The sequence below is a fragment of the Azotobacter armeniacus genome, from assembly GCF_054779355.1.
Window position 1 is genome coordinate 17,659 of sequence record NZ_BAAGYK010000021.1, and the last position, 12,652, is coordinate 30,310.

Annotated in this window: 9 protein-coding genes; 5 read left to right on the plus strand and 4 right to left on the minus strand. The window is 64.2% G+C overall.

The genetic code is table 11. The features are described from left to right. Positions 1 to 1,015: 1,015 nt before the first annotated feature. From ACYVD0_RS05150 to ACYVD0_RS05165, 4 genes are all read right to left on the minus strand, one after another. Positions 1,016 to 3,268, minus strand: coding sequence for an Orn/Lys/Arg family decarboxylase (locus ACYVD0_RS05150; RefSeq protein ID WP_460425809.1), 2,253 nt, complete (start codon positions 3,266 to 3,268; stop codon positions 1,016 to 1,018). Between the two features lie 83 nt (positions 3,269 to 3,351). After that, positions 3,352 to 4,086 (minus strand): DNA polymerase III subunit epsilon, encoded by a 735-nt coding sequence (gene dnaQ, locus ACYVD0_RS05155; RefSeq protein ID WP_460425810.1) that lies wholly within the window; start codon positions 4,084 to 4,086, stop codon positions 3,352 to 3,354. A 27-nt stretch (positions 4,087 to 4,113) separates the two neighbouring features. Beyond that, a complete protein-coding gene (rnhA, locus tag ACYVD0_RS05160) occupies positions 4,114 to 4,572 on the minus strand; it encodes a ribonuclease H family protein (protein ID WP_460425811.1) in 459 nt (152 codons plus the stop codon). After that, positions 4,573 to 5,334: a class I SAM-dependent methyltransferase gene (locus tag ACYVD0_RS05165; RefSeq protein WP_460425812.1), complete on the minus strand. Its 762-nt coding sequence runs from the start codon at positions 5,332 to 5,334 to the stop codon at positions 4,573 to 4,575. Positions 5,335 to 5,545: 211 nt separating this feature from the next. On the opposite strand from ACYVD0_RS05165, the gene gloB reads away from it, so the two are divergent. From gloB to ACYVD0_RS05190, 5 genes are all read left to right on the plus strand, one after another. Then, positions 5,546 to 6,322, plus strand: a complete 777-nt coding sequence (gene gloB / locus ACYVD0_RS05170) for a hydroxyacylglutathione hydrolase (protein ID WP_460425813.1) — start codon at positions 5,546 to 5,548, stop codon at positions 6,320 to 6,322. A gap of 97 nt (positions 6,323 to 6,419) precedes the next feature. Continuing rightward, the gene (locus tag ACYVD0_RS05175; protein WP_460425814.1) at positions 6,420 to 7,745 is read left to right on the plus strand and encodes a transglycosylase SLT domain-containing protein; all 1,326 of its coding nucleotides are present in this window, start codon (positions 6,420 to 6,422) and stop codon (positions 7,743 to 7,745) included. Positions 7,746 to 7,901: 156 nt separating this feature from the next. Beyond that, on the plus strand, positions 7,902 to 9,731 hold the full coding sequence (locus ACYVD0_RS05180) for an extracellular solute-binding protein (protein WP_460425815.1): 1,830 nt from the start codon (positions 7,902 to 7,904) through the stop codon (positions 9,729 to 9,731). Further along, entirely contained in the window at positions 9,728 to 11,563 is a 1,836-nt protein-coding gene (locus ACYVD0_RS05185; RefSeq protein WP_460425816.1) for an extracellular solute-binding protein, read from the plus strand. Before ACYVD0_RS05180 ends, ACYVD0_RS05185 begins: the two co-directional genes overlap by 4 nt. 2 nt (positions 11,564 to 11,565) lie before the next feature. Further along, positions 11,566 to 12,651 (plus strand): microcin C ABC transporter permease YejB, encoded by a 1,086-nt coding sequence (locus ACYVD0_RS05190; protein WP_460425817.1) that lies wholly within the window; start codon positions 11,566 to 11,568, stop codon positions 12,649 to 12,651. The last annotated feature ends 1 nt before the right edge of the window (position 12,652 follow it).

Consider the following 12,652-nt stretch of genomic DNA (forward strand, 5'->3'; position numbering starts at 1 on the left):
GCGTAATCTGAATCGCCGGTAATTCATTCGGACAGAATGGGAAAGTGAATCCTGAATCCAAATCAAATTTACACAAACCCGCAGAATCATTACGCCACTACTGCATATCGGACAACGCAAAACTGAATACACTCATTTTTGCAGGACAGCAAATTACAGAGGAGAAATTGGATTACTGGAAAGCCTGTCAAATACATCATGACGCAGATCGCAAGCTCTGGCGAATGAGTATTGAAGCTGGACAAGGCCGATACTGATATTGACATCAATGCAAACCATGTAATCAATGGCCCAGTTTTAAAAAATTATCTTATTGATTTTTATTGTGTTTTTTAAAAGCAACACAATCAACAAAAATAGCCAACAAAAATTGTACGAACATATGAAATCAGCACATAAAAAAACATGAACATATGCATTCCCAACAAGCGTCACCAAAGCTATCGCTTTCAGCAGAATAACCAGCATTTTCAGTAAATCTTATTGTGCAACGCAACACCACGCAGAAAACTAATGGAATGATCCACGCCATGACAATGACGCCAACAAACCGTCACCAACATGCCAAACAGCCATCACTCAAAATTACCAGCAACTCATATATCAATTAACAGAACAACTCCAACGAGCTTCCTCGAGCAGTCAAAAAGCACCAATAAACTTCCTTCCAGCATCCAGACAGAAACTTTCAACCACTCCGCCACAAAACAAATCAAAATGCCATTAGCTTGTTTTTCAAGCATTTTTCAGTTCACTCGGGAAACAGTTGTGCGGTCGACTCCACAGATCTCGCTCAGCGTTTCTGCGGGGACATAGCCGAAACGACAGCGGGCACATTGATGGCGCTTCAGCTATATCCGATGATTCGGACAAGTCCTGATAATGGATATGTATAGGGCCGGGCAAATATCGAAGAGCATTGCCGGAGCACATAGCGCAATCCCGTCACAAAGGCTCGCGCCAGCCGCTTCGAAGCTGTCTGCGGCAGCGCGGCCGCGGACGCTGGAGGGATGACTCAGCGCAGGCAGTCGACCGTGTAGACCCGCCCTTGCGGGCCATCCTCGCGCTGCAGGCCATGCACGTCCAGGTCGAACCCCGGGAAGCGCGCATCGAAGGAGCGCGTGGAGTGCAGGTAATCGACGATCGCCCGGGTGGTCGGGGTGAAGCGCTCGCCTGGCATGATCAAGGGGATGCCCGGCGGATAAGGCACCAGCATCACCGCCGCGATGCGCCCTTCAAGGCGCTCGATGGGCACCGCCTCGACCTCACCGCGCACCAGCTTGTCGTAGGCGTCTGCGGGCTTGAGGGCAACCTCCGGCAGCAGGCTGTACATGTGCTTGAGCGCCTTGGCCCGGGCACTTTCCCGGTTGAAGCAGTGCAGTTGGTCGCACAAATCACGCAGCCCCATGCCGGCATAGCGGGTGCCGCCAGCCTGGGCGATGGACGGCAGGGACTGGCCCAGGGGCTGATTGGCGTCGTAGCAGCGCTTGAACTCCAGCAGCTCGGTCAGCAGGGTGCTCCACTTGCCCTTGGTGATGCCCATGGAGAACAGCACCAGGAAGGAATACAGGCCGGTCTTTTCCACCACCAGGCCTCGCTCCCAGAGGAACCGACCGACCACCGCCGCCGGGATGCCCTGCCGGGCAGGCTGGCCGGCGGCATTCAGCCCCGGCGTCACCAGGGTGACCTTGATCGGATCGAGCAGCACATAATCCTCGGGCAGGGCGCCGAAGCCATGCCAGTCGGCCGCCGGGGTCAGCAGCCAGTCGGCAGCAGCGCCCTGCTCACCGGCCGCGCCGAGCGGCGGCTGCCAGATGTCGAACCACCAGTCGTCCGCCGCCAGGCTCTGACGCAGGTTGGCCAGGGCGCGGCGGAAGCTGAGCGCCTCGTCGAAGGTTTCCTGGATCAGCGAGCGCCCGGCCGGCCCCTCCATCATCGCCGAGGCCACGTCCAGCGAGGCGAGGATGCCGTACTGCGGCGAGGTGGATGTGTGCATCATGAAGGCTTCGTTGAAGCGGTCGCGGTCCAGCGGACGGCGGCCGCCGTCCTGCACGTGGATCATCGAAGCCTGGCTGAAGGCCGCCAGCAGCTTGTGGGTGGAGTGGGTGCTGAACACCAGCGGACTGTCCGCCAAGCGCGTGGTGCCCATGCCATAGCGTCCGGCATAGAACTCATGGAAGGCGGCGTAGGCGAACCAGGCCTCGTCGAAGTGCAGCACCTCGACGGCATCGCCCAGGGTCTGCTTGATCAGCTCGGCGTTGTAGCAGAGGCCGTCGTAGGTGGAGTTGGTTACTACCGCAAGCTTCACCCTGGGTTCGCGACCGCGGGCCAGGGGATTGGCGGCGATCTTCGCGGCGATCGACTCGCGGCTGAATTCGCCAAGCGGAATCGGCCCGATGATGCCCAGCTCGTTGCGTTCCGGCACCAGATAGAGGGGAATGGCCCCGGTCATGACGATCGCATGGACGATCGACTTGTGGCAGTTACGATCGACCAGCACCAGGTCGTCGCGGGCAACCATGGAGTGCCAGACGATCTTGTTGGCGGTCGAGGTGCCATTGATCACGAAAAAAGTATGATCGGCGCCGAAATTACGCGCCGCCCTCGCCTCTGCGGCAGCCAGTGGACCGGTGTGGTCGAGCAGCGAGCCGAGCTCCGGCACCGATACCGAGAGGTCTGAACGCAGGGTGTTCTCGCCGAAGAACTGGTGGAAGGCCTGGCCCACCGGACTCTTGCGGTAGGCCACACCGCCGCCGTGGCCGGGGGTATGCCAGGAGTAGTTGGACTGCAGGGTGTGTTCGACCAGCGCGCTGAAGAAGGGCGGCAGCAGCCCGGCCAGGTAGTTGCGGGCGGCGCGGGCGACCTGGCGGGCGAGGAAGGGCACGGTGTCCTCGAACAGATAGAGGATGCCGCGCAGTTGGTTGAGGTCGGCCATCGCCTCGGCCGGTGCGTTCTCGATGGTGACCTGCTCGCCGAGGGCGAAGATCGGCAGCTGCGGCGCGCGCGAGCGGGCGATGCGGATCAGCTCGAGCATGTCCTGCAGCAGGCGCTGGTTCTCCCCCGCCCCCTCGGCGGCGACCAGGATGCAGGCCAGGCCGTGGTGGGTCGAGGCGACGATGCGCCCCTCGCTGGAAGTGGCGGTGGAGAGGATGCTGAAGCCGCCCTGCTCCAGCTCCCCGGCAATCGCCCGCACGCGCTCGCCGGCGATGCTGTCGGCCTTGATGTCGCGATGAACGATGAGAATCGGGAAGTTGAGGTCTTTGTACACGATTCGTATCCTGAGGGAGTTTGCCCTCAGGATAAGCCAGAGCGCCGGCCCAAGCTGCCGGCTCCGCACGCCGGAAGCCTCGGCTATTGCTGTTGCGCCTGCTCCACCTGGATCCACAGCGCCGGGCCGCCGGCGGCCTTCTCGATCGCCGCCAGCCGCTCGCCATGGGCAGCCAGCTCCTGCTCGTTGGCACGGATCACCCGGGTGCGCGGGCGGTCCTGCGGCAACCGGCGGATCGCCGAAGCCTGGGCCCGCCCACCGTCCTCGCTGCCCTCGCCAGCCAGCGACAGGTGCGTCTGCCCGCCAGTCATGGCCAGCCAGACGTCGGCGAGGATCTCGGCGTCGAGCAGGGCGCCGTGCAGGTCGCGGTTGGAGTTGTCGACGTCGTAGCGCTTGCACAGGGCGTCGAGGCTGTTGCGCTGGCCAGGGTGGCGCTCGCGGGCCATCAGCAGGGTGTCGAGCACCGAGCAGTGAGCGCTGATGTCGGCACGCTCCGCCAGCCCCAGCAGGGCGAATTCGTTGTCGATGAAGCCGATGTCGAACGCCGCGTTGTGAATGATCAGCTGGGCGCCCTTGATGAACTCGAAGAACTCCTCGGCGACGTCGGCGAAGCGCGGCTTGTCGGTGAGGAATTCGTTGGTGATGCCGTGCACCGCGATGGCGCCTTCGTCCACCTCGCGGTCCGGCTGCAGATAGACGTGAAAATGCCGCCCCGTGAGACGGCGGCCGAGCAGTTCGACACAACCGATCTCGATGATCCGGTGGCCGTCGGTCACCGGCATGCCGGTGGTTTCGGTATCCAGTACGACGCTGCGCATGTTCTGTCGGTGCCTTTACAGGGGGGTCTAGACGCTGTGTTTTCTCTGCGCACGGGCGGCGGCGGCGCCGCGGTTGGCCAACTGGTCGGCACGCTCGTTGCCGGGATGCCCGGTATGCCCGCGCACCCAGCTCCAGCTGACCTGGTGGCGGCCGACCTGCTCGTCGAGCTGCTGCCAGAGATCAGCGTTCTTCACCGGCTGGCGTGCGGCGGTCTTCCAGCCACGCTTCTTCCAGTTCGGCAACCACTCCTGAATGCCGCGCATCACGTACTCGGAGTCGGTGGTCAGCAGCACCTCGCAGGGCCGCTTGAGCTCGGCCAGCGCGCGGATGGCCGCGGTCAGCTCCATGCGGTTGTTGGTGGTTTCCGCCTCGCCGCCCCAGAGCTCGCGCTCGACGCCCCGGCAGACCAGCAGCGCGCCCCAGCCCCCGGGACCGGGGTTACCCTTGCAGGCACCATCGGTATAGATTTCGACCTTGTCGCTCACTCAAGCCCCATGTTTCGACGCGCGCCGGCTGACCTTCACCACCGGCAGCGGCAGCAGCTTGCCGATGGGCTCCCGGCGACTCTGCGGCAGCGGCCGCAGGCCGACCACCAGCTTGCGCACCACCAGCAGGTAGAAGCCGCCGCCCGGCATCTGCCAGGACTCGCCCCAGGATTCCAGGCGCGCGGTGCGGGATTGCCAGACGCTGGATGAAAGCGGCGGACGATAGCATCCAAAGCGGCGTTTCTCCAGTGCGAAGCCGAGCAGCGCCAGCCAGTCCCCCACCCGGCTGGAGCCAATGCAGCGGGCCTGGCGCAGGACATCGCTGGCGAAATGGCGGCGCAGTCCCCAGAGGCTGCGCGGATTGATGCCGACCACCAGCAGGTGACCGCCGGGGCGTACGCTGCGTGCCGCCTCGCGCAGCAGCGCATGGGGCGACAGGCTGAAGTCCAGGGCATGCTGCAGCACCACCACATCGGCGGCGTGCTCGGCCAGCGGCCAGGCCTGTTCCTCGCAGATGATCTGCACCCCCGGCAAGGGCGCCCCCAGGCGCACGCAGCAACGGATCTGCCCCGCCCCCTCGAATTCGCCTGGCGGACCGTAGTGCACCAGATAGCCACCGAAGAAGCGCGCCAGCTCCTCCCTGAGCAGACGCCGCTCCTCCTGCAGCATCTGCTGTCCCAAGGGCGTGGCGAACCAGTCGCGGGCGTCGCTCATCAGCGACAGCCACCGGGAATCGACGTGGGCAAAGGCTTGGTCGGTCATGAGGGCTCCCTGCGTGCAGACGCTCGGTCTAAGATAAAACAAACCCTTTTAAGTTTAGCGGCCGCCAGCGTCAACACGCTCTCGGCGAACGGCAACGCCGGAGCCTGGAAGGCAGCCGAGATCCCTTCGGCCCATTAATGGACAGATTCAACAGGAGAATGCGGGAACCGCTCGGCAACGCCACTGCGCCGGGACCTCTCGCGAACACAGCATGGTACGAATCGACGCACTCCCCGCCTTCCAGGACAACTACATCTGGCTGCTGCAGAATCCTGCCACCCGGCGCATTGCCGTGGTCGACCCCGGCGATGCCGCCCCGGTGCTCGCCTGGCTGGGCGCGAACCCTGGCTGGCAGCTCGCCGACATCCTGATCACCCATCACCACGCCGACCACATCGGCGGCGTGGAACCTCTCAAGCAGGCCAGCGGGGCCCGGGTGCTCGGCCCCGACGACGAACGCATCCCGGCACGGGATCTTACATTGCGCGACGGCGAAGAGGTCGAGGTCCTCGGCTGCGCCTTCAGGATTCTCGAGGTACCGGGTCACACCCGCAGCCACATCGCTTACTTCCACGATGCCGCGCAGCCCTGGCTGTTCTGCGGCGATACCCTGTTCGCCGCCGGCTGCGGGCGCCTCTTCGAGGGCACACCGAGCCAGATGCACCAATCGCTGCGCCGCCTGGCCGGGCTGCCCGAGGCGACGCTGGTGTTCTGCGCCCATGAATACACCCTGGGCAACCTGCGTTTCGCCCAGGCCGTGGAGCCGGACAACCCCGCCATCGCCCGGCGCCTGGCCGAGGTGAGCGCCTGGCGCGCCGCAGGGCGCAGCAGCCTGCCGTCGAACATGGCCTTGGAACAGGAAACCAACCCCTTCCTGCGCACCGGGAAAACATCCATTAAAGAAACTATTGCCCGCCGCAGCGCCCAGGCAGAATTTGACCCAGATCAAGTTTTCGCCGAATTGCGGGCATGGAAGGACAATTTCTAGATAGCAGCCTACAGTTTGAATGTCCCCGATGGGTTGACCCCCCTTTGGGGGGCTTCCTAGAATCGGCCCAATTTTTTGCCCGGACCTCCACCCGCCCATGTCAAAGTCACTTTCTGAGAGTGTTGCCCTAGGCGTGTTGCCGAGGCACAGCCAGCTCCTCATCATCTTCCTGGCTACAGCCTTGGCCGGCTGTCAAAGCACCAACCAGCGCAACGATGCCGACTATGCGCCCACGGCTACAAAGCCCAAGCGCGAAACCCAGTGGCTGGACCAGGCTGTCACCCCGCAGCCCGCGGACATCTGGACACGCATGCGCGAAGGCTTCGCGCTGCAGAGCGAGATCGGCGTCAACCCGCGTATCGAGCGCCAGCGCCTGTGGTTCGTCAGCAACCCGGCGCATATCGACAAGGTCAGCGAGCGCGGCGCACTCTACATCCACTACATCGTCGAGCGTCTGGAAGAGCGCGGGATGCCGCTGGAGCTGGCCCTGCTGCCGGTCATCGAGAGCGCCTACAACCCCCTCGCCTATTCCCGCGCTCACGCGGTGGGTCTGTGGCAGTTCATCCCCTCCACCGGTCGCGACTACAACCTGCACCAGACCCACTGGTACGACGGCCGACGCGACATCACCGCCTCGACCGAGGCGGCGATCGAATACCTCTCCCGGCTCCACAAGATGTTCGACGGCGACTGGCTGCTCGCCCTGGCCTCCTACAATGCCGGCGAGGGCACGGTCAGCCGGGCCATGGCGCGCAACCGCCGGCTCGGCCTGCCCACCGACTACTGGAACCTGCGCCTGCCCAGGGAAACCCAGGACTACGTGCCCAGGCTGCTGGCCCTGTCCCAGGTGATCGGGACACCCGAAGCCTACAGCATCACCCTGAGCCCGATCGCCAACGAACCCTATTTCGAGCGGGTGGAGATCAGCCGGAGCATGAAGCTGTCGCGCCTCGCCGAAATGGCCGGCATCGACAAGGGGGAATTGATCCAGCTGAACCCGGCCTACAAGCGCGGCATCACCCTGGATGGCCCTCAGTACCTGCTGGTGCCGACCGAAAATGCCGAGCGGCTGCAGCTCAATCTGGGACGCACCCCCGAGCAATTGGCCGAATGGCGGAAACAGCGCCTGACCGCAAGCCTGGGCACTGCCCGCCCGAGAAGGCCGGAGCTGCACCGGACCTTCACCCTGCAACAGGCCACCACGCCGCCAAGCGCACGGATGCTGGCCCTGGAGGAAGAGCCGCGCCGAACGCCGGCCAAGAAGCGCAAGTCGGTGACCTACTACAAGGTGCGCAAGGGCGATTCACTCCATCGCATCGCCCAGCGCTTCCAGATCGACGCCAAGACGCTGCAGCGCTGGAACGCCCTGAACAGTCGGACCATCCGCCCGGGGCAGACGCTGACCCTCTTCCTGGCGAACTAACAGCATTCAGCAACGTCAGGCCGCGAAGGTCGATGGGCTTAGCGGCCCCGCGAATGCGCGGAAGCCTCGGGATACGAGCTTTTTCCAAGACTGACAAGCTGTTACTGTAAGCGACCTGAATCTCCAGAAGTCGCCATAGATCGGACCCTCCCACCGATGCGTCCCCTCTGCCTGCTATTGCTCAGTCTGCTCGCGAGTGCACCGGCGTGTGCGCGCATCACCGAAAGCCATGGCTACGCCCAGTTCGGTGCGCTCAAGTATCCCGCCCATTTCAGCCACTTCGACTGGGTCAACCCCGAGGCCCCCAAGGGCGGCTCGCTGCGCCTGATGGCACTCGGTACCTTCGACACCCTGAATCCCTACAGCTTCAAGGGCACCAGCCCATCGGCGACGGCCAACTTCCTCCAGCACGGCATCACCGAGCTGAACGCGCCGCTGATGGCTGGCTCGGGAGTGTATGACCCCTCCGGAGACGAACCCGCCTCCAGCTACGGCCTGATCGCCAGGACCATCGAGTACAATGAAAGCCACAGCTGGGTGGTATTCAATCTGCGCAAATCGGCCCGCTTCCATGATGGCAAGCCGATCACCGCCCAAGATGTGGCCTTCTCCTATCGCCTGCTCAGCCAGGAGGGGCATCCCCAGTACCGCACCGAGTTGCGCGAGGTGCAGCGGGTCGACATCCTCGGGCGCCACCGCATCCGCTTCGTCCTAAAACATTCGGGCAATCCGCTGCTGATCCTGCGCCTCGGCGAGCTGCCGGTGCTCCCCCGCCACTACTGGAAAGGCCGCAACTTCAAGGCCACCACCTTCGAGCCGCCGCTGGGCAGCGGCCCCTATCGCATCGTCCAGGTGCAGCCCGGTCGCCGCCTGGTGTTCGAGCGGGTGAAGAACTGGTGGGGCGCAAAGCTGCCGATCAACCGCGGCAAGTACAACTTCGACCGAGTCGAGGTGGACTTCTACCGCGACAGCGGGGTCGCCTTCGAGGCGTTCAAGGCCGGGCAGTTCGACTTTTACATCGAGCACCAAGCGAAGAACTGGGCCAGCGGCTATCGCTTTCCCGCCGTGATGGCAGGCCAAGTGATCCGCGCCGAGATCCCGCACCGGATTCCGACCCAGACCCAGGCGTTGTTCATGAACACCCGGCGCAGTGCGTTCGCCGACCTCAGGGTGCGCGAGGCCCTGGGGCTGATGTTCGATTTCGAATGGACCAATCGCACCCTGTTCTACGGCGCCTATCGGCGTGCCGAGAGCTACTACCCGAACAGCGAGTTTTCCGCCACCGGCAAGCCCGAAGGCGAGGAATGGCTGCTGCTTTCCAGGCACCGCCAGCAACTGCCCGAGCGCCTGTTCCGCGAGCCCTTCCCGATGCCGCGGACCGACGGCCGCGGCATCCCGCGCGACACCCTGCGCCGCGCTCTCGCCCTGCTCGCTGGTGCCGGCTGGAAACTCTCCGGCCAGCATCTGGTCGACGCCCGGGGCCAGCCGCTGCGCTTCGAGATCCTGCTGGTCAACCCCAGCCTCGAGCGCATCCTCCAGCCCTACAGCGAAAACCTCGCCAGCCTCGGTATCGAGGTACAGCTGCGCACCGTGGATCGCGCCCAGTACAAGCAGCGGCTGGACCACTTCGACTATGACATGATCCTGCTGACCCTACCGCAGACCCACAGCCCCGGCCTGGAGCAGTGGCTGTACTTCCACTCCAGCCAGGCCGGCGTGAAGGGCGGCAAGAACTACGCGGGCATCGCCAACCCGGTGATCGACAGCCTGCTGGAAAGCCTGCTGGCGGCGCGGACCCGGGAACAGCAGGTCGCCGCCACCCGCGCGCTGGATCGCGTCCTGCTCTGGCAGCACTACAGCATCCCGAACTGGTACATCAATCATCACCGCCTGGCGTACCGCAACCGGTTCGCCTTCGTCACCACGCCCCCCTACACCCTGGGCCTGCGTGCCTGGTGGCTGAAGTCCACGGAGAACGACCGATGATGCGCCCACTGCGCTCCCTTCTGCTCGCGGCCAGCGGCAGCCTGCTGCTCGGCCTGACCGGCCTGACCCAGGCCGCGTCGCAACACGCCCTGACCCTCTACGACGAGGCGCCGAAATACCCCGACGGCTTCTCGCACTTCGACTACGTCAACCCGGCCGCACCCAAGGGCAGCACCTTGCGCCAGGCCGGCTTCGGCAGTTTCGACAGCCTCAACCCCTTCATCAACAAGGGTGTCGCCGCCGACGAGATCGGCCTGCTCTACGACACCCTGACTCGCCACAGCCTGGACGAGCCCTTCACCGAATACGGCCTGCTCGCCGAGAAGATCGAGAAGGCCCCGGACAACAGCTGGGTGCGCTTCTATCTGCGCCCCGAGGCACGCTTCCATGACGGCCATCCGGTGACCGCCGAGGACGTGGTGTTCAGCTTCGACACCTTGATGAAGGACGGCGCCCCGCTGTATCGCGCCTACTACGCCGACGTCAGCCAGGCGGTCGCCGAGGACGAGCGCCGGGTGCGCTTCGACTTCCTCCATGCCGGCAACCGCGAACTGCCGCTGATCCTCGGCCAGTTGGCGGTGCTGCCCAAGCACTGGTGGGCCGGCCGCGACTTTACCAAGTCCGGCCTGGAGCCGCCGCTGGGCAGCGGCCCCTACCGGGTGGCCGACGTCCAGCCCGGACGCAGCATCCGCTACGAGCGGGTCAAGGACTGGTGGGGCAAGGACCTGCCGGTCAACCGCGGCTTCTACAATTTCGACGCGATACAGGTCGACTACTACCGCGACAATACTGTCGCCCTGGAAGCCCTCAAGGCCGGGCAGTTCGACTACTGGCTGGAAACCAGCGCGAAGAACTGGGCGACCGCCTACGACACCCCGGCAGTCAAAAACGGCCAACTGATCAAGGAAGAGATCACCAACAACAACCCGGCCGGCATGCAGGGCTTCATCTTCAACATCCGCAGGCCGCTGTTCCAGGACCGCCGGGTACGCGAGGCCCTGGGCCTGCTGTTCGACTTCGAGTGGACCAACCGCCAGCTGTTCAACGGCGCCTATACCCGCACCCGCAGCTACTTCGACAACTCCGAGCTGGCCTCCCGCAGCCTGCCCGATGCGGCCGAGCTGAAGATCCTCGAACCGCTGCGCGAACAGATTCCGCCGGAGGTCTTCGCCAGCGAGTTTCAGCTGCCGGTCAGCGACGCCAGCGGCATCGTCCGCGACCAGCAGCGGCGCGCCTACCAGCTGCTGCAGGAGGCCGGCTGGCGGGTCGAGGGCGACCGCATGCTGGATGCCAAGGGTCAGCCAGTGCGCATCGAGTTCCTCCTCGCCCAGGCCGAGTTCGAGCGCATCCTGCTGCCCTACAAGCGCAACCTGGCCGATCTCGGCATCGACCTGGAAATCCGCCGGGTGGACATCTCCCAGTACATCAACCGCCTGCGCTCGCGCGATTTCGACATGATGGTCGGCGGCTTCGGCCAGTCCAACTCGCCCGGCAACGAACAGCGCGAATACTGGCACTCGGTCAGTGCCGACAACCCGGGCAGCCGCAACTTCATCGGCCTCAAGGACCCGGCCATCGACCGCCTGGTCGACGCCCTGATCCAGGCCGACACCCGCGACAGCCTGATCAGCCACACCCGGGCGCTGGATCGGGTCCTGCTGTGGGGCCACTACGTGGTCCCCAACTGGCACATCAAGACCTGGCGGGTGGCCTACTGGAATCGCCTCGGCCACCCGACGGTGACCCCGCTCTACGACATCGGCCTGTATACCTGGTGGAGCAAACCCGAGGCTGTCGCCACTCCGGGCGCCCCGACGGGCACGGAGCACTGAGGATGTTCGCCTATATCCTGCGCCGCCTGCTGCTGATCGTGCCGACCCTGTTCGGCATCCTGCTGCTCAACTTCGTCATCATCCAGGCCGCCCCCGGCGGCCCGGTGGAACAGGCCATCGCCAAGCTGGAAGGCTTCGAGGCCGCCGCCGGCGGCGCCACCGGACGCATCGCCGGCGGCGGCGGCGAGGTCTCCGCGGCAGGCTCCAGCTATCGCGGCGCCCAGGGCCTGGACCCGGATCTGATCGCCGAGATCGAGCGCATGTACGGCTTCGACAAGCCGGCCCACGAGCGCTTCTGGCTGATGCTGAACAACTACCTGCACTTCGACTTCGGCGAGAGCTTCTTCCGCGACGCCACGGTCGTCGACCTGATCCTCGAGAAGATGCCGGTGTCGATCTCCCTCGGGCTGTGGAGCACCCTGATCATGTATTTGGTGTCCATTCCCTTAGGGATAGCCAAGGCGGTCCGCCACGGCAGCATCTTCGACGTCTGGACCAGCTCGGCGATCATCGTCGGCTACGCAATTCCTGCCTTCCTGTTCGCCATCCTGCTGATCGTGCTGTTCGCCGGTGGAAGCTACTTCGACTGGTTCCCGCTGCGTGGGTTGACCTCGAACAATTTCGACGAGCTCAGTCTGGGTGGCAAGATCCTCGACTACTTCTGGCACCTGGCCCTGCCGGTGACCGCGCTGGTGATCGGCAACTTCGCCACCCTCACCCTGCTGACCAAGAACAGCTTCCTCGACGAGATCAACAAGCAGTACGTGGTCACCGCCCGCGCCAAGGGCCTGTCGAAGAGCCGCGTGCTCTACGGACACGTCTTCCGCAATGCCATGCTGATCGTCATCGCCGGCTTCCCGTCGGCCTTCATCGGCCTGTTCTTCACCGGTTCGCTCTTGATCGAGGTGATCTTCTCCCTCGACGGCCTCGGCCTGCTGAGCTTCGAGGCAGCGATCAACCGCGACTATCCGGTGGTGTTCGGCACTCTTTTCATCTTTACCTTGCTGGGACTGGTCGTGAAACTGATCGGCGATCTCACCTATACCCTGGTCGATCCGCGCATCGACTTCGAAAGCCGGGAGAGCTGAA

Coding starts and splice junctions, on each gene's coding strand:
- ACYVD0_RS05165 (WP_460425812.1), bottom strand. CDS start 5,334: ATGACCGACCAAGCCTTTGCCCACGTCGATTCCCGGTGGCTGTCGCTG.
- ACYVD0_RS05175 (WP_460425814.1), top strand. CDS start 6,420: ATGTCAAAGTCACTTTCTGAGAGTGTTGCCCTAGGCGTGTTGCCGAGG.
- ACYVD0_RS05180 (WP_460425815.1), top strand. CDS start 7,902: ATGCGTCCCCTCTGCCTGCTATTGCTCAGTCTGCTCGCGAGTGCACCG.
- dnaQ (WP_460425810.1), bottom strand. CDS start 4,086: ATGCGCAGCGTCGTACTGGATACCGAAACCACCGGCATGCCGGTGACC.
- gloB (WP_460425813.1), top strand. CDS start 5,546: ATGGTACGAATCGACGCACTCCCCGCCTTCCAGGACAACTACATCTGG.
- ACYVD0_RS05190 (WP_460425817.1), top strand. CDS start 11,566: ATGTTCGCCTATATCCTGCGCCGCCTGCTGCTGATCGTGCCGACCCTG.
- ACYVD0_RS05185 (WP_460425816.1), top strand. CDS start 9,728: ATGATGCGCCCACTGCGCTCCCTTCTGCTCGCGGCCAGCGGCAGCCTG.